At 38.4% G+C, this 16892-nt stretch carries 15 protein-coding genes; 13 read left to right on the top strand and 2 right to left on the bottom strand.

All coding sequences use genetic code 11. The annotated features are described in order from the left end of the window. The first annotated feature begins 89 nt into the window (after positions 1-89). The 6 genes from lepB to AsFPU1_RS03540 all read left to right on the top strand — a co-directional run bounded on the left by lepB (position 90) and on the right by AsFPU1_RS03540 (position 5901). Positions 90-704: a signal peptidase I gene (lepB, locus tag AsFPU1_RS03565; protein WP_124977854.1), complete on the top strand. Its 615-nt coding sequence runs from the start codon at positions 90-92 to the stop codon at positions 702-704. 22 nt (positions 705-726) lie between these two features. Then, entirely contained in the window at positions 727-1473 is a 747-nt protein-coding gene (locus AsFPU1_RS03560) for a creatininase family protein (RefSeq protein WP_124977852.1), read from the top strand. A 463-nt stretch (positions 1474-1936) separates the two neighbouring features. Continuing rightward, positions 1937-3016: a galactose oxidase gene (locus AsFPU1_RS03555; protein ID WP_124977849.1), complete on the top strand. Its 1080-nt coding sequence runs from the start codon at positions 1937-1939 to the stop codon at positions 3014-3016. 250 nt (positions 3017-3266) lie between these two features. Continuing rightward, positions 3267-3821: a GIY-YIG nuclease family protein gene (locus AsFPU1_RS03550; protein ID WP_124977847.1), complete on the top strand. Its 555-nt coding sequence runs from the start codon at positions 3267-3269 to the stop codon at positions 3819-3821. A gap of 3 nt (positions 3822-3824) precedes the next feature. Then, entirely contained in the window at positions 3825-5453 is a 1629-nt protein-coding gene (locus AsFPU1_RS03545; RefSeq protein ID WP_124977845.1) for a DNA sulfur modification protein DndB, read from the top strand. Positions 5454-5523: 70 nt separating this feature from the next. Next, positions 5524-5901 (top strand): hypothetical protein, encoded by a 378-nt coding sequence (locus AsFPU1_RS03540; protein ID WP_124977843.1) that lies wholly within the window; start codon positions 5524-5526, stop codon positions 5899-5901. 59 nt (positions 5902-5960) lie between these two features. Here AsFPU1_RS03540 and AsFPU1_RS03535 read toward each other — a convergent pair whose 3' ends face one another. Next, the gene (locus tag AsFPU1_RS03535) at positions 5961-7445 is read right to left on the bottom strand and encodes an NADH-quinone oxidoreductase subunit M (RefSeq protein WP_124977841.1); all 1485 of its coding nucleotides are present in this window, start codon (positions 7443-7445) and stop codon (positions 5961-5963) included. 90 nt (positions 7446-7535) lie between these two features. Continuing rightward, positions 7536-9431, bottom strand: a complete 1896-nt coding sequence (locus AsFPU1_RS03530; RefSeq protein WP_124977839.1) for an NAD(P)H-quinone oxidoreductase subunit F — start codon at positions 9429-9431, stop codon at positions 7536-7538. 805 nt (positions 9432-10236) lie between these two features. Here AsFPU1_RS03530 and AsFPU1_RS03525 point away from each other — a divergent pair. The 7 genes from AsFPU1_RS03525 (at position 10237) to AsFPU1_RS03495 (ending at position 16455) form a co-directional block, all read left to right on the top strand. Next, positions 10237-10548 carry a carbon dioxide-concentrating mechanism protein CcmK gene (locus AsFPU1_RS03525; protein ID WP_124977837.1) on the top strand — a complete coding sequence of 104 codons (312 nt, stop codon included), beginning with the start codon at positions 10237-10239 and terminating at the stop codon, positions 10546-10548. A gap of 48 nt (positions 10549-10596) precedes the next feature. After that, positions 10597-10932, top strand: coding sequence for a carbon dioxide-concentrating mechanism protein CcmK (locus AsFPU1_RS03520; RefSeq protein ID WP_124977835.1), 336 nt, complete (start codon positions 10597-10599; stop codon positions 10930-10932). A 23-nt stretch (positions 10933-10955) separates the two neighbouring features. Next, entirely contained in the window at positions 10956-11270 is a 315-nt protein-coding gene (gene ccmL / locus AsFPU1_RS03515) for a beta-carboxysome shell vertex protein CcmL (protein ID WP_124977833.1), read from the top strand. 88 nt (positions 11271-11358) lie between these two features. Then, positions 11359-13341 (top strand): beta-carboxysome scaffolding protein CcmM, encoded by a 1983-nt coding sequence (gene ccmM / locus AsFPU1_RS03510; RefSeq protein WP_124977831.1) that lies wholly within the window; start codon positions 11359-11361, stop codon positions 13339-13341. A gap of 159 nt (positions 13342-13500) precedes the next feature. Continuing rightward, a complete protein-coding gene (ccmN, locus tag AsFPU1_RS03505; RefSeq protein ID WP_124977829.1) occupies positions 13501-14196 on the top strand; it encodes a beta-carboxysome scaffolding protein CcmN in 696 nt (231 codons plus the stop codon). A 311-nt stretch (positions 14197-14507) separates the two neighbouring features. Continuing rightward, positions 14508-15107, top strand: coding sequence for a Uma2 family endonuclease (locus AsFPU1_RS03500; RefSeq protein WP_124977827.1), 600 nt, complete (start codon positions 14508-14510; stop codon positions 15105-15107). Positions 15108-15516: 409 nt separating this feature from the next. Further along, positions 15517-16455 carry an NAD-dependent epimerase/dehydratase family protein gene (locus AsFPU1_RS03495; RefSeq protein WP_124977825.1) on the top strand — a complete coding sequence of 313 codons (939 nt, stop codon included), beginning with the start codon at positions 15517-15519 and terminating at the stop codon, positions 16453-16455. The last annotated feature ends 437 nt before the right edge of the window (positions 16456-16892 follow it).

Here is a 16892-nt window from a genome sequence, read left to right as displayed (position 1 = left end):
GATGTTGTTACAATAAAAAGCGACAATTCGTTACCTTAACTTTTCCCGACTCGATTGTTCTTACTTTTTGATAAAATACACTCACTCCTATGGCTCGAAGCTTGAATAAAAAGAATCAAAAAAATAATAATTCTCCCCAAGAAAATCCCTGGGTTGAAGGATTAAAAACTGTGGCAACTGCTGCTATTTTGGCCTTCGGTATTCGGACATTTGTAGCGGAAGCGCGATACATTCCTTCTTCTTCGATGGAACCTACTTTACAAATTAACGATCGCCTGATTATTGAGAAATTAAGTTATCGTTTTCAAGAACCTCAAAGGGGTGATGTGGTAGTATTTAATCCCACTCAAGCTTTAGAAGCTCAAAATTTTCATGATGCGTTTATTAAACGAGTAATTGGCTTACCTGGAGAAACCATTGAGGTAAAAGCAGGTCATGTTTATGTGAATGGACAAAGAATATCAGAAAAATATATTTCTGAAGATCCTAATTATAATTATGGCCCTGTTACGGTCTCCCAAGGAGAATATTTAGTATTAGGAGATAATCGTAATAATAGTTATGATTCCCATTATTGGGGATTTGTTCCTAAAGAGAAAATTATTGGCAAGGCTTTTGTTCGTTTTTGGCCCTTTAATCGTTTGGGTTCTCTCAATGAACAACCTCCCTATCCTAGTAATCTAGATAACAAAAAAGGTATCTAATTATTTCTAAAATCTAGACCCTATGTTATTACACCTCGCTACTTGGCAAGAAGTTGAAAATTATCTAAAGATTTCCTCTGGTATTATTATACCTATAGGCTCCACTGAACAACATGGCCCTACTGGACTTATTGGTACTGATGCTATTTGTGCAGAAGCGATCGCCAAAGGGGTCTCAGAAAATCATCAAGTGATGGTTGCGCCTACTATTAATGTGGGTATGGCTTTACATCATACGGCTTTTCCTGGCACTATTAGTTTACGTCCGAGTACATTAATTCAAGTCATTATTGATTATCTTACTTGTTTAACTGAAGCTGGTTTTACTCGCTATTATTTTATTAATGGTCATGGGGGAAATATTGCTACTTTAAAAGCTGCTTTTTCGGAGACTTATTATCATTTATCTCACTTAAAAGTACCTCAAGCTGCTCAGGTTCGTTGTCAAGTTGGTAACTGGTTTATGTGTCGTTCTGTCTATCAAAAAGCGAAGGAATTATATGGTGATCAAGAGGGTTCTCATGCGACTCCTTCTGAGGTAGCAGTTACTCAATATGTCTATCCTGAATCGATTAAAAATGCTTTTTTGTCTCCTGATGTTGCATCGGGATATGCTATTTATGGTGCAGAAGATTTTCGGGTTCATTATCCTGATGGCAGAATGGGATCAAATCCTGCTTTAGCGACTCCTGAACATGGCAAAGAATTGTATGATTTAGCAGTTAAAGAATTAGGTGAAAGTTATCTTAAATTTTTAGCTGGAGATTAATTTTTAGTGTAGGGGCGGTTTTTTTACATAAGTCAATGATTTTCACAAAAAGACTAGATAAACCCGCCCTGGCGATTGCTATAATTTTGCGTATTGACTTCCTACTTTACCCAGAATATAAACAGAGTAGAGTTGATAATCAGTAATCAACCTAGATAAACGGAATATGACTGATACAGTCTTGATAATCTTGTGCATTTCCGGTCTTCAGCAATGAGAATTAAATCATCTATAATTTCTCCAATACTTGCTGGACAAAAATAAACGTTACGGTGAAGTGAGCAGGGGAGCGCCGGAGCGCCGGAGAGGGGTTACAACCTAGTTACATTTCTTAACATAGTATTGTTTATTTATGTCCGACTACTTAGGGCTAGTTTATCTTACTTCTTCGTGAGAATCATAACTCCTGTTAAAAACCCGCCCCTACAAAAACTCGCCTCTACAATCTTTGGTATAATTAATTATGGATAAAATCAAGCGATCGCTGCAATATTGTCTATTAGGATGGGCAATTTTGCTATTAATAATTGCCATGCAAACAATGGCTTATAGTAGTAATAGTTTGCGTTGGCAAAGTTTATCCAGTTTACCCAACCCCCTTGGATTAGCGGCCCCCCTAGCAGGAGTTAGTAATAATGCTTTAATCGTGGCAGGAGGAACTAATTTTCCTGATGCCCCCCCCTGGAAAGGTGGTAAAAAGGTCTGGTATGATCAGGCGTTTATCCTAGAAAATGCCCAAGGAAGTTGGAAAAGCGGTCTTAAACTTCCTCAACCTATTGCTCATGCAGTATCCCTCTCTACTGAAGAAGGAGTGCTGGTGATGGGAGGAGGCAACGCCGAGGAACATTTTAAGGAGGTTTTCCTAATTAATTGGCGCGATAACGCCCTAAACCTCAAAAACCTTCCCCCATTGCCCCAACCTTGTGCATTTGCGGCCGGTGCGCGACTAGGAGACATGATTTATCTGGCGGGGGGTATAACTCGTCCAGGTGCTACCGAAGCCCTCCAGACCTTTTGGGCCTTGGATTTAAACCATTTTAACAAAGGTTGGCAAGAACTTCCACCTTGGCCGGGTCCGGGGCGAATTTTGCCCGTTGCGGGGGTTCAGGATGGGGCATTCTACCTGTTTAGTGGTGCTAGGTTGTATCCTGGCCCAGACGGTAAAGCAAAACGGGAGTATCTACGAGATGCTTATCGTTATCGACCGGGGACAGGTTGGCAACAGTTAGCAGATTTGCCCCGTTCAGCCGTGGCCGCGCCTACTCCTAGTTTACCATTAGGGCGATCGCATCTTTTGGTTTTGGGAGGGGATGATGGTTCAAAAGTGGATTTTCAACCCCCGGACAAACATCCTGGTTTTTCTAGGGAAATCTTGGATTATGATACGCAGACCAATACCTGGAAGATTTACGGGACGACACCTGCCCCTTATGTTACAACAACTATTGTTCCCTGGTTGGGGGGATTTGTTGTCCCTGGTGGCGAAGTCCGGCCAGCATACCGCACCAATGATATACAAATAGTCTATCCTGTAGTTGATTAGATGGGAAGATCAAGATTTTTCTACATTTACAATGACAGCTAAACTAAACTAATAATTAATAACAGGCTAAAGCCTGATACTATAAAAACTAAGTCCGCCTTCGCGGACTAAATTCTAGGTTGCGTAGGCAACCTTTGTTTGTATAGCTTAACTCTTTAGAGTTAAAGTCTATTATTTGTGATAATTTAGCATAACTTGTCCGGTAGAACCAAATATCTTGTAATCTTTCTCTATCATTTCTCATAGGATTATGGAAGAAACAGTTCACGACAACTTTTTTAAGAATTTTACAGTAGTAACGGCGACGAGGTCCGCAGCAGATTATATTCCTGAAAATTCAGGTGTTTATGCCTTTTATCATGCTTTTGATTTTTCTGAGAAAAATATATCTGAAGATATAGATATTCGCTTAAAAAATACGGTATTTAAAACAAAGTTTTCTGAAAAAGATAATAGAAGTAAATTCATTGTCGATACTTGTGGAGAACCTGTTGGTTTGTCTCCCAAAATGGAGCAATTTATCGAAGCTGTTTCTGACCCTAAAAACCGAAGAATGTTAAAAAAAATGTTAATTTCATGTAGCATTTTCCAACGCCCAGATTATATTGGTACTGCAAGCAAATTAAGAGAGAGATTTATTCAGCATTTAGAGAGAGACGATGGTTTTTTTTCAAGATACGGAAATTCAAGACCTTATGACGAATTTTTATTCGTTTGCGTCCTTTGCCCAAAAGAGATTTCTAGAGAATTGGAAAGTCTATTAATTCAGCTATGTCAACCTAAGTTTAATACCCAAAGGAGTTAGAAAATGGAATTAGATGATCAGTCTCCAGAGACTATTGAATATAAAGCAATCAGTGGTAAATTTGGTCAAGTTAGGTACTTTATAACAACTCTGGATCAAAGTGATGCGGTTGAAAATATTAGATTTGCTGATGAAATTCAAGGCAGTTGGAGCTTCTCTGAACGAGTTCAAAGAAAACTAGATGCAAACAGAGCAAATACAGAAATATTTTCTTACTTAGCTCAGGGTGGAATTCGATTTTTTAATTCAATTGTAGTTGTACTTTTGCCTAACTCAAATGACCAAACAGAGTTTTGGGATTTCGAGACAGTTCAGAGTAAAGGAAAAATCGTTGAAAAATGGGTTAATTTAAAGCTCTATAAAAATGTAGCTAGAATTGTAATTGATGGTCAACATAGACTTCTTTCATTAAAAAGATATTGGAATGCTCATACTGGAAAAGAGCCTTTAAATTCTCAACAAACAAACGATAACTTCAGTTGTTCAGAAACCTTTGACATACCAGTTGTTTATTTGGTGTTTGGTGAGCTTGGCAGGGTTGGTCATTCAGCCTTAAGTGAAACTGTAAGAGATGAGATAATCAAAGCAACTCGTAATATATTTACAGTGATAAATAAGACAGCAAAATCTATAGATAAACAAACTCAATTATTGCTTGATGATAGTAAAATATCGGCGTTGATTCCTAGAAATCTTTTAGAAGAAGGAGTGCTTGAAGATAGATTTGTTAAATGGTCTTCTACGGCAAGAAGCTTGAACCAATCAGACCCTTATCTAACGACTTTAGATTTAGTGAGTCAATGTACTATTGAACTATTAAAAGATTATCAGAAGGAAGCATTAAAAAAATCATTCAATTCACCGAAAGAACGTAATATTGCTCTTAATACTTATTATGAGTCTCATCCTCAACTTAAAAACATAGGCACAAAAAAATTGCTTAAGTGGTTTTTTACTGAACTTCAGCCATTCAAAGATTGGATATCTCAGATCAGTCATGTAGGTATAGATATTCCTATTCAACCAGAGCAAGCTCGATTAAATGCAACTCAAAAAGCAAGTATAAAACAATTACGACAGTCCAGCATTCTTTATACTGTTCTAGGACAAAAAATTCTTTTTTTTGCTATTTCAAAGTTCTTGCTTAGGATATCGACAGAATACCGTATTCCAGAAACTCTTAATTCTATCTCGGATAGTATTAGTAAAATGCATGAAGATGGCTTTTTTAACAGAAATAAATCTCATTGGTCTAACGTTCTAGTGAGTCCCAATGAAAAATTAACCATAATAACTACAGGATCTGGAACAGAGAAATGTATAGAACTTGTCAAAATGATATTGTTGAATTCCTCTGAGGGTGTGAGAGACTTGATAAAAAGGACTAAAGAGGATGTTAGTAATGAAATTGATTGGCAAGAACACTCTATCTCAACTTGGCGAAAAGATTTTCATGTGATCTTACCTAAAGTTGATTTGATTGATGAGCAAATCAAAGAATCCTCTGAATCAGATGACTCTTTGCCCAAAGTTCGAGATTTGCATGACTTTTCCGAAGATGACGAAGATGAATCTGGTGAGATAGAAGATGACGAGGATATTTTTAAAGAAACTGAGGAAGTAGAGGATTAAAATAAAAATAGTCCCCTAACAGCAATTAGGGGACAAAAAAACAATGTATACACTTAACCTTGAGGATATCATGAATAACAGTGACCCTAACAGACTTGACAGATTAGAAGCTTTAGCAGAAAATGTTTTAGCAGGACTTCAAGAGGTTCGACAAGGACTCCAAGAAACAAGAGCGATCGCTAATTCTAATGCTAAGTCAATTCAAGCATTATCAGGAGAATGGCAAAAAGAGCGTGAACAACGAGAAAAAGACCGTGAACAATGGGAAAAAGAGCGTCAAGGGATATATAAGCTTTTAGGACAATTAACTCGTTCTATGTCCGATTTTTATGAAATACAATCAGACTTTTATAACCGTTTTGATAAAATTGAGCAGCGACAAGTAGACATGACTCAAATCTTACAAAAATTGATAGAAACTCAACAAAAATCAGATGATTCTAAATAGTAATAAATTGAGTAGGGGTTTAACATTGTTAAACCCCTACATAATTCATAATTCATAATTCATAATTCATAATTTATAACTACCTCAGTTTGTCCAGTTAATAATACTCCAGCTTGAGGTTCACTCCAACGTACCATCCAACCCGGTTGTATTCCCAAAATCAGAATTAAAACGGCTAAAACCATAGCAGGAATGCGTTCAGACCATAAAACACGGGGTAATTCCGATAATTCAGGAGTTAAACGCCCAAAAAATACCCTGTTAACCATTAACAAGAAATAAACAGCAGTTAAACCACTACCAATTAAACATAATAAGGTTTGCACCGGAAATATGGGAAAACTGCCCCTAAATACCAAAAATTCGGCAATAAAGCCCACCATTCCCGGAATACCTGCACTGGCCATCACTCCCATAATAGTTAAAGTACCAATGATAGGTAAACCCCGTTGTGGAGTCAATAAACCTCGCAAATAGTTAACATCACGACTTCCTGTCTTCTTATACACTACCCCCACTAACAGGAATAACATAGCCGAAATTAACCCATGACTCACCATTTGAAAAGTAGCAGCAATAATACTTAAACGGGTAGTTGCAGCAGCAGCTAATAAAATATAAGCCATGTGAGCAATAGAAGAATAAGCTACCACCTTCTTCATATCTTTTTGTACAATGGCACAAGAAGCCCCATATAAAGCACTAATGGCGGCTAATGTGGCTAACCAAGGGGCTATATATACCCAAGCATCCAAAAATAACCCTATCCCAAACCGTAATAACCCATAAGTCCCCAATTTTAATAATACTCCAGCTAATAAGACAGAAACAGGGGTAGACGCTTCTACGTGAGCATCCGGTAACCAAGTATGGAAGGGAAAAATTGGAATTTTGATGGCTAACCCAATGAGCAAAGGAGCTAGTAAAATTAATTGAGTAGATAGGGGTAGAGTATGGGAACGTAAAGGCTCATAGTCAAACGTAGATGCCCCTGAGAGCCACACTAAACCCAAAAATGACCCCAAAACCAAAAATCCTGAAACGGCAGTATAAAGAAGAAATTTCATACCTGCATAACCCCGTTTTGGGCCACCCCAAATAACAATGAGAAAATACAGGGGAATAATTTCTAATTCATAAAACAGGAAGAAAAGTAATAAGTTTTGTGATAAAAAAGCTCCACTTACTCCACTATTTAGAATAAAAATAAGTGCATAATAAAACCCCGATCGCTCAATGGTTGGGCTAGTGCTATAAATTGCAATTAAAGTTAAGAGACTATTAATACAAACCAAAGGAAATGATAACCCATCAATTCCTAAATTGTAAGTTAAGCCTATTCCTTGAAGCCAAGGTAAATACTCTGTTAACTGCATTTCAGTATTACTCGGATCAAACTGAAACCCTATTACTAAAGTTAAAATTAAGAGGATACTAGCAATAGTGATTGAGATTTGACGGTTTCGTTCTGCCTCAATTTTTCCAGGTAAAAAAGCAATTAAAATAGCACTAAATAACGGAATACAGACTAAGGTACTGAGCATAATTAATGATTATTTGTTAATAAAAGTCCGCGAAGGCGGGCTTTGTTTGTATAGCCACAGGCTTTAGCCTGTTGGCATTTGGATTTCTCTCTAAGCCATGAAAGATGACCAATAATTGATAATGATAGACCATTGACCATTCAAAACAAACCACATTAATAAACTGATTCCCATGAGAATAGTGAAAACATAAAATTGTGATTGTCCTGATACATTATATTTCAGAGCATTACCACTAAAAATTGTGGCTAAACTGACCAAATTAACTGCACCATCAACGATATAGCGATCAAACCAAGCAGCTAAACGAGAAATATTTCCCACAGCAGCTACAACCGTGAAAGCATAAACTCGATCTAAATAAAAGTCATAAGCAAACAAATCTTGGAAAAATCGCCAATAAAATTGAGTAGGTCTGGCCGCCGATCGCGTTAGTGTTATCATTGCACCTATTAAACAACCTATTATGCCAGAAATAACCAGTAAATGCATACCCCACTCAACCGCAAAACTGGTATTATCCGTTAAAGGAGTAGTTGGGGATAACCACAATGACCAACGAATGGGAACTAAAGGAGCTAATAAAGTAATTAAGATCAAAGTAACTATAGGAAAAGCCATCGGCCAAGCAACCTCCGGTGTGCGACGGGTTTTACTTTGATGTTGACCTAAAAAGACAAGACGGAAGATACGGGTTAAATTTAAGGCACATAAAACATTAACAAAGCATAATATACCTAATAACCATGTCGGAACGTTCCAAGAGCCATTTAACCATCGCTGTATCGTCCAAAACATCCCCATAGGTAGCAACCCTAATAATCCCATAGAACCTACCAGAAAAGCCATAGTTGTCGCAGGCATTCGTGACCACAAACCACCCATTTCTGTGATATTCTGATTGCTAGTGGTGAGAATAATTGAGCCAGCACACATAAATAAGAGAGCTTTGGCGATCGCATGACTAAATAACAGTAAAAAGGCGATATCTACATGACCCAAACCTACAGCTATAAATACCAAGCCTAAATAGACACTGGTAGAATGACATAAGGCCCGTTTAATGTCGATTTGAGCTAAAGCAATTAAAGAAGCACCAATAGCCGTAACAGAGCCTAAAATAATTAAAGTAGTCGAAGAAACCGGAGAAAGAGTAAAAATAGGCTGAAGTTTAATTAAAACATAAGCTCCAGCCGAAACTACGATAGAATTCCGCATAATACCAGCCGGGTTCGGCCCTTCCATCGCTTCATCTAACCACAAATTCAAGGGAAATTGAGCGCATTTCCCTGTAGGCCCCGCAATTAATGATAATCCTAACCAAGCTGCTGTTACCGTATCTACTGGGGAACTATTGGCCCAAGTTTCAAGCTGAGAGAAAGTTAACCCTTCTCCGTAACTAGACAAAGCCACTAAACCCATTAATAAAATAATATCCCCAACCCGTTTGGTTAAAAAGGCATCTCGGGCCGCAGTTACTACCAAAGGTTGAGCATACCAAAATCCTACTAATAAATAAGTTGAGAGAGTGAGAATTTCTAAGAGTCCATAACTAAGTAATAAAGAGTCACTGAGGGCGATCGCGCCTAAAGACGCTTCAAAAATACCCATTAACCCGTAAAATCTGCCTAAAGACCAATCTTTCTCCATATAACCCAAAGCATAAATTTGAGCTAATAAACTAATCATGGTAATTAGTTCTAAGGCCCCTAAACTTACGGGAGATAATTGCATAGTTAAAGACAAGTCTAAATCAGCCACTTTGAGCCAATTAAAGACTAATTGCTCTGTTTGTCGTTGCCAAATGAGCCTAAAAGCCACTGTACCATGAATAAAAGCAATAGTCGTCATTAATAAATTGATATAAGCGGCCGGTCTAGGGCCCGTTCGTCGGATAATGCCTAAAGACCAAGGCAGACTTAATAAAGAACCAATTAAACCATAAAAGGGAATAAACCAACTACTTTGCAAGAGAAAATCATTCATCTAAATTTAGTATTTTTGAAGGGACAACATTAATTTTGGGATAACTTTCTTAAGATATCATCGGATTAATGATGATTGAGATCAATTAATGACCTCAGATGTTAGGGTGACAAATAAGCTAAACTTAGATAAGTAGAGGTTAGAAATTTTTTGCGGTCTTACTCTGGCTTAGATTATCAGTGCCAACCTTTTGAGCAATACCTTGATTACTTCTCAATCAACTCCCATTTTCAGTATTATTACTTATTTGATCGCCAGTCATTTCTGAGTCAGCTATCGGGGATATGGGCTGTTAATTAACCAAGATACATCTTAAGTAAACCGATTCAACCAGACAAAGCAAATCAGTCCTGCCCAGGATTACCTAGACAAGTTTACCCCATTAAACTCTCATTATGAAAAAATTATAAAACAGTTTGTCCCCTTCTACAAAGGTCAAACCATTGATCTAGCTGTCTTCTTAGACAAAGCAAAGATAACTATTAACTTTCATTAACCATAAGATTAGAAAATATCATAGTGATTTATATTGTCAAAGGGGCCAAGGTTGCCTATTCTTAAATATAGAGGTTGATAAGTTAGCTACTCCCGTCGGAAAAAACTGACGAGTATCCTTGAACTGAAAAATATCAGATCAAAAGGATCAATAATCTCAGGAGAAAGCGGATAGGTCTACTGCGCTCCTAACTTTTGTAGTGCTGCTAATTTTAGCAGTCTAGAGGGGTATTTAGATAGAGAATTTGCAGTAGCTTCTAATTCATTTATCCTATAGTTGTTTAGTTTGGCTTAAAAGAGGAAATTAGAAATGTCAATTGCCGTTGGAATGTTAGAAACCCTCGGTTTCCCTGCCGTAGTTGAAGCGGCTGATGCGATGGTCAAAGCGGCCCGTGTTACCCTGGTTGGTTACGAAAAAATCGGAAGTGGTCGCGTTACCGTAATTGTGCGCGGAGACGTTTCTGAGGTTCAAGCTTCCGTAGCGGCCGGGATTGAGGCAGCCAATCGAGTCAATGGCGGTAAAGTCTTATCCACCCATATTATTGCTCGTCCTCACGAAAACCTCGAATATGTGTTACCCATCCGCTACACAGAGGAAGTGGAACAATTTAGAGCGTATTAGTCAATTAGTCCACAAGTAGACAAGCAGCCAAGATAGGAGTCAAAATTAATGTCAATTGCCGTTGGAATGTTAGAAACCCTCGGTTTCCCTGCCGTAGTTGAAGCGGCTGATGCGATGGTCAAAGCGGCCCGTGTCACCCTGGTTGGTTACGAAAAGATTGGAAGTGGTCGCGTTACCGTAATTGTGCGTGGCGACGTTTCCGAAGTGCAAGCGTCCATAGCAGCCGGAATTTCCAATGTGGCAAGGGTTAATGGTGGTCAAGTGCTTTCCCATCATATTATTGCCCGTCCCCACGAAAACTTAGAATACGTCTTACCCATTCGTTATACCGAAGCGGTAGAACAGTTCCGGGAAAGTGTGAATCGTCCCCTAAGACGGGTATAACATAAACCTCAAAAGCCAGCATAATGCAAATTGCTCAAGTGCGAGGAACCGTTGTTAGTACCTGCAAAACCCCAAGCATGACAGGCGTTAAGCTCTTACTGCTACAATTCATTGATGCCGAAGGACAAGCCTTACCCGACTATGAAGTGGCAGGAGATCTTGTCGGTGCGGGGATTAATGAGTGGGTATTAGTATCGAGGGGAAGTGCTGCCCGAATTGAAAGTGGATATCAAGAACGTCCACTTGATGCCATGGTGGTAGGGATTATTGATACTATCACCCTAGCAAATCGTCAGATTTATAGCAAAAAAGACGAATATCGGGCTGGAAATCAATAGACAAGGGACAATGGACAAGGGAATTTAAACCTTAATTGTCAATTGTTTGGTAACTGATAACGTCAGATTAGGAGGACTTATAGTAGTCATGGTAGTCCGCACAGCAGCGGCCCCCCCGACACCTTGGTCAAAAACCTTAGCAGAACCCCAAATTGATGACAGTGCCTATGTGCATTCTTTCTCCAACCTCATTGGTGATGTCAAAGTTGGTGCTAATGTTTTAATTGCACCAGGAACGTCAATTCGTGCTGATGAAGGCACGCCCTTTTCCATTGGTGAAGCCACTAACATCCAAGATGGGGTGGTCATTCATGGATTAGAAAAAGGTCGAGTTATCGGAGACGATGAACTCGAATATTCTGTCTGGATCGGTAAAAAAGCCTGTATTACCCACATGGCACTCATTCATGGCCCAGCCTATGTTGGAGACGGGGCCTTTATTGGCTTTCGTTCCACAGTGTTTAATGCCAGAGTGGGTGCTGGTTGTATTGTTATGATGCACGCCTTAATTCAGGATGTGGAAATCGCACCAGGTAAATACGTTCCTTCTGGGGCCATAATTACCAATCAACAACAAGCGGATCGTCTTCCTGATGTAACAGAGGCTGATCGCGCTTTCGCTCGTCATGTGGTAGAAATCAACGAAGCCTTGCGAGTCGGTTATCAATGTGCTGACAATGCCGTTTGTATTAATCCGATTCGTGAGCGGTTGGAGAATTCTATAAAAGACGTTAATGAGACTGATTATAAAAATTCGGTGACCAGTATGAGTTTAAGTCCAGAAATTGTAACCCAAGTACGTTCTCTCTTGTCCCAAGGTTATACTATTGGGGCAGAACACGCAGATAAAAGACGTTTCCGTACTAAGTCTTGGTTAACCTGTGGCAGTTTTAGCGGCTCAGGTAATCAAGTTTTAGCTAATCTAGAAAACTGTTTAGCTGAACATCAAGGGGAATATGTGCGTCTGATCGGTATTGATACTCAAGCCAAACAGCGTGTATTGGAAGTCATTGCTCAGCGGCCTGAGGATGTCCCTGGTTCTGGGAATAAACCTGTTAGCTATAGCAGTAATGGCAATGGCGCGAGTATTAGCAACGGCCAAGGAAAAGCAGCTACTGTGGGAGATGATCTTGTTGCTCAAATCCGTTCCTTGCTCAATCAAGGTTATAAAGTTGGCACAGAATTTGCTAATCAACGCCGTTTTCGTACCAGTTCTTGGTTAACGGGGCCAGCCATTGACAGCAAACGAGAAGCAGATGTCATCAGAGAAGTACAATCAGTTGTCTCTGAACATGATAAAGAATATGTACGTTTGATTGGCATTGATGTTAATGCTAAACGGCGCATGGTAGAAACCATTATTCATCGTCCTGGCGCAACGGCTAATTCCTCATCATCTAATGGCTCTGGGGTTGCTTATCGTTCTAGTAATGGTGCTTGTTCTTATCAAGGAAGTAGTGGCTTAAGTACAGAAGCGATCGCTCAAGTTCGTGCGCTCTTGGGTCAAGGCTATAAAATTGGCACAGAACACGCAGATCAACGTCGTTTCCGTACCAAATCTTGGCAAAGTTGCTCTCCTATTGATACCACCCGTGAATCTGAAGTGATGGCAGCTTTAGAAGCTTGTTTAGCGGAACATCAAGGGGAATATGTGCGTTTGATAGGTATTGATACTAATGCTAAACGGCGCGTCTGTGAAAGCCTGATTCAGCGTCCTGGCCAAGCTGTAGCTAATGGTTCACGAGCCGTTTCTACTGCCGCTCCTGTGAGTTATCAAAACGGTCAATCTAATGGCAGTTTTAGCAGTCGTAACTTAACCCCAGAAACCGTAACTCAAGTGCGGTCTTTATTAGCTCAAGGACACAAAATTGGCACAGAACACGCAGATAAGCGTCGTTTTCGTACCAAGTCTTGGCAAAGTTGCTCTCCTATTGACAGCACCCGTGAATCTGAAGTGATGGCAGCTTTAGAAGCTTGTCTAGCAGAACATCAAGGTGAATACGTTCGTTTGATTGGGATTGATTCTCAGGCGAAACGGCGTGTAGTCGAAACTCTGATTCAACGTCCTTAATCTAAGTGCATCAGGGGTAGGACAAAAACCTCTTGCAAAAGTGGTGAGTCAAGGCAATTAAGGGTCAAAAAGCATTAATTTCTCTTACTTTTGCCTTTTGCCTTTTGCTTTACTTCTGTAAGAAGTTCGTCTTGCCCCTTTTGACTATTTAATCAAATAATGCGTTTACCCCTTGTTTATCCGCCGACTCAGTTAGATATTTGCGTGATTGGTGATGTTACCATTCATGATGGTGCAGTTGTGGCACCTGGAACCATTCTCCAAGCTGCCCCCAATAGTCGCATTGTGATACGGGAAGGGGCTTGTATTGGTATGGGAACTCTTTTGAATGCTTATGAGGGAGACATCGAAATCGAATCTGGTGCTATGTTAGGGGCCGGAGTTTTGGTGGTTGGTCACAGTAAAATTGGTAAAAATGCTTGTATTGGGTCTTCTAGCACCATTTTAAATACTTCTATTGCACCAGGAACAGCTATTGAGGCAGGATCATTAATTGGTGATATGTCTCGTCGTCCTGTTTCTTCAGAAATATCTGAACCTTCACAAGCAATAAAATCGGAAACTAACGGTTCTGTTGCTGCAACTAATGGTTCTATTCTTGATAGTAATGATGTTATTCCTAAACCAGAAACAACGGAAGTTGAAAAACCGGAATTTGTGGAAGAAATGGAGGATTTATGGTTAGAACCAGAGACAGAAGTTGAAGAAATTCCCGAAATTATTAATCCACCTAATATCCCGAATGAAATGCCGAATGTTCCCGTTGTAGGTCAGATTTATATTAATCAACTTTTATGTACTTTGTTTCCTGAACGTCAAGCTTTTAACCGTTCTCAAAATAATTCTTCATCATGAATTTCTTCCTACTATTCGATTAAGAATAAATGTGGGTTGGGTTGAGGAACGAAACCCAACAACCTGACTTCCTACGAATAAGTTATGATAAATAAACGTCTACACCACAGACCTTATGTCTGATACTATATGAACGAAGCCTCCCGAACGGAGGCTAAATTAAACCCCCGTAAGCAGGTTTTATCTTTATAGCTTAACCCGACCGGGTTTAAGCCTATGATTTCTAATAGTTTTAGATACTAGGTTCGGTAGAACCGCCAATTATTGTTAAACTAAAGCTAGAACAATTTGGGAAGTTGAGGGAAAATAAGATGACAATAGCTACAGAAAAACAGGTTTATACTCCAGAAGAATATCTAAAATTAGAAAAAGAATCTACGGATAAACATGAATATCGTGATGGAGAAATTATCTTAATGACTGGAGGAACAACTAATCATAATCGTCTTGTTTTGGATTTTTGTACTTACTTAAATCTCGCTTTAATGGAACAAAATAGCGAAGTCTTTGCGGGGGATGTTCGTCTATGGATTCCTCGTTATCGTGAATATACTTATCCTGATGTTATGATAGTTCAAGAGCAACCTATTTATCAACTTCCAGGAACAACAACAATTACAAATCCTAGTTTAATTGTAGAAGTTTTATCGAAATCAACTAAAGCAAGAGATAGAGGTGATAAGTTTCGTTATTATCGCTCTATTTCTGAGTTTAAAGAATATATTCTTATTGATCAATATAATATTTTAGTTGAGCATTTTGTCAAAACTATTGAGGGGAAATGGGTTTTAACTGAATATGAAACAAAAGAAGCAGTTTTAAAATTAGAATCAGTTCAGTTTGAAATTACATTACAAGAGTTATATAAAAGAATTAATTTTTCAGAAAGTGAGCAAGAAGAAACGGTTTAATATTAGTGATTTCCTAATTTCTCAAAAACTTGTTCCATACAAGTTATGTTAAATTAACGTCCACATACAGACCTTATGTCTGATACTATAGGAACAAAGCCTCCCTTCGTCCGGCTAAATTAAACCCGCGTAGGCGGGTTTTGTTTTTATAGCTTAACCCTGAGCGGGTTTAAGCCCATAATTTCTAATAGTTTTACCTATTAGGTTCGGTAGAACCAAAATCGTTGCCGCGTCTAACCCACCCTACGAATCATAACCTTTACTTATCACCACACATACGGGAGAGCCAATTTTTTAATTATTTATTCTCAATATATTTTTAGTTATTGATCGCCTTTAATCAAGATTTAATATAAAATAAATAAAGTAGAAAAAGATTCAGAATAAGGAAAGGAGAACTAAACAAATCATGCGCATTTTAATTATGGGGGGAACTCGTTTTATCGGAGTTTATTTGACAAAAGAATTAGTTAAACAGGGTCATGAGGTGGTCTTATTTAATAGAGGAAATAAACCTACACCCGTAGAAGGAATACAACAAATTAAAGGTGATCGTACTGATATAAGTCAATTAAAAGAGAAATTAGGAGCAGAAAATTTTGATGCAGTTTTTGATAATAATGGGCGAGAATTAAGTGATACTCAACCCTTAGTAGAAATTTTCAAAGATAGAATTAAACATTTTGTCTATGTTAGTTCGGCAGGGGTATATTTAAAGTCTGAGCAAATGCCCCATATAGAAGGGGATGCAGTCGATCCCAAAAGTCGTCATAAAGGTAAATTTGAGACAGAAAGCTATCTAGAAAAAGCAGGTATTCCTTGGACATCTATTCGTCCGACCTATATTTATGGGCCACAAAATTATAATGATTTAGAGGCTTGGTTTTTTGATAGAATTGTACGCGATCGCCCGATTCCTATTCCTGGAAATGGATTACATTTTACTCAATTTGGTCATGTTCAAGACTTAGCAAAAGCGATGGCAGCCATATTAGAAAATGAACAAGCAATTGGACAAATTTACAATATTTCAGGACAACGTTATGTGACCTTTGATGGATTAGCCCGTGCTTGTGGGATGGCGACCGGAAAATCTCCTGATGAGATCAAAATTGTTCATTATGATCCGAAACAGTTTGATTTTGGGAAACAAAAAGCCTTTCCTTTACGGATGCAACACTTTTTTGCTGATATTCATAAAGCATTAAATGAATTAAATTGGCAACCCGAATATGATTTAATTAAGGGTTTAACAGACTCATTTGAGAATGATTATTTAAGCGGTAAACGTCATCAAGCGGAAATTGATTTTTCCGTAGACGACAAGATTTTATCAATGGATAATTGATAACTGTTAACGAAGTCGAAAGTTGAAAGTTTCTTTGGTACTAATTGTACCATTTTTTTTTGTAACGGTGATTAAAACTTATTGGTTTTTCATTAAAATCATCGCCGCGCTTAACCCACCCTATGATCGGGTAAGATTTTCTTATTATCATAGATAAGGGAAAGCCATGAGGACTAGCTTAATTTTAAAAATAACTGGTATATTGTATTGTAAGGTTTTTGTTTTTTCAATCTCAGTCTACTTCAGATCTTGCAGCATCTTTAAAAAATCTAAAAATCTGATTTTCAGAGCCTAAAACCCTTTTAATTCCTTGTAATTTGAGTTAAAATGAGGTTTTAAACATTGCGTGCAAGATTTGAATCTATAAGCACCCAAAATAGATGAATATTATTGACATGACTTTTTTTTCGGTTGGTTTAATCCTATTAATACCAGTA

Source organism: Aphanothece sacrum FPU1 (assembly GCF_003864295.1).
GTDB classification, from domain to species: Bacteria; Cyanobacteriota; Cyanobacteriia; order Cyanobacteriales; family Microcystaceae; genus Aphanothece_B; species Aphanothece_B sacrum.
The sequence above is the reverse complement of the archived record's forward strand: the minus strand, read 5'-3'. Positions and strand labels throughout refer to the sequence as shown.

What these genes read in the sequence shown, in the direction of transcription:
- lepB (WP_124977854.1), top strand. Translation starts at nt 90, where the DNA reads ATGGCTCGAAGCTTGAATAAAAAGAATCAAAAAAATAATAATTCTCCC.
- AsFPU1_RS03560 (WP_124977852.1), top strand. Translation starts at nt 727, where the DNA reads ATGTTATTACACCTCGCTACTTGGCAAGAAGTTGAAAATTATCTAAAG.
- AsFPU1_RS03555 (WP_124977849.1), top strand. Translation starts at nt 1,937, where the DNA reads ATGGATAAAATCAAGCGATCGCTGCAATATTGTCTATTAGGATGGGCA.
- AsFPU1_RS03550 (WP_124977847.1), top strand. Translation starts at nt 3,267, where the DNA reads ATGGAAGAAACAGTTCACGACAACTTTTTTAAGAATTTTACAGTAGTA.
- AsFPU1_RS03545 (WP_124977845.1), top strand. Translation starts at nt 3,825, where the DNA reads ATGGAATTAGATGATCAGTCTCCAGAGACTATTGAATATAAAGCAATC.
- AsFPU1_RS03540 (WP_124977843.1), top strand. Translation starts at nt 5,524, where the DNA reads ATGAATAACAGTGACCCTAACAGACTTGACAGATTAGAAGCTTTAGCA.
- AsFPU1_RS03535 (WP_124977841.1), bottom strand. Translation starts at nt 7,445, where the DNA reads ATGCTCAGTACCTTAGTCTGTATTCCGTTATTTAGTGCTATTTTAATT.
- AsFPU1_RS03530 (WP_124977839.1), bottom strand. Translation starts at nt 9,431, where the DNA reads ATGAATGATTTTCTCTTGCAAAGTAGTTGGTTTATTCCCTTTTATGGT.
- AsFPU1_RS03525 (WP_124977837.1), top strand. Translation starts at nt 10,237, where the DNA reads ATGTCAATTGCCGTTGGAATGTTAGAAACCCTCGGTTTCCCTGCCGTA.
- AsFPU1_RS03520 (WP_124977835.1), top strand. Translation starts at nt 10,597, where the DNA reads ATGTCAATTGCCGTTGGAATGTTAGAAACCCTCGGTTTCCCTGCCGTA.
- ccmL (WP_124977833.1), top strand. Translation starts at nt 10,956, where the DNA reads ATGCAAATTGCTCAAGTGCGAGGAACCGTTGTTAGTACCTGCAAAACC.
- ccmM (WP_124977831.1), top strand. Translation starts at nt 11,359, where the DNA reads ATGGTAGTCCGCACAGCAGCGGCCCCCCCGACACCTTGGTCAAAAACC.
- ccmN (WP_124977829.1), top strand. Translation starts at nt 13,501, where the DNA reads ATGCGTTTACCCCTTGTTTATCCGCCGACTCAGTTAGATATTTGCGTG.
- AsFPU1_RS03500 (WP_124977827.1), top strand. Translation starts at nt 14,508, where the DNA reads ATGACAATAGCTACAGAAAAACAGGTTTATACTCCAGAAGAATATCTA.
- AsFPU1_RS03495 (WP_124977825.1), top strand. Translation starts at nt 15,517, where the DNA reads ATGCGCATTTTAATTATGGGGGGAACTCGTTTTATCGGAGTTTATTTG.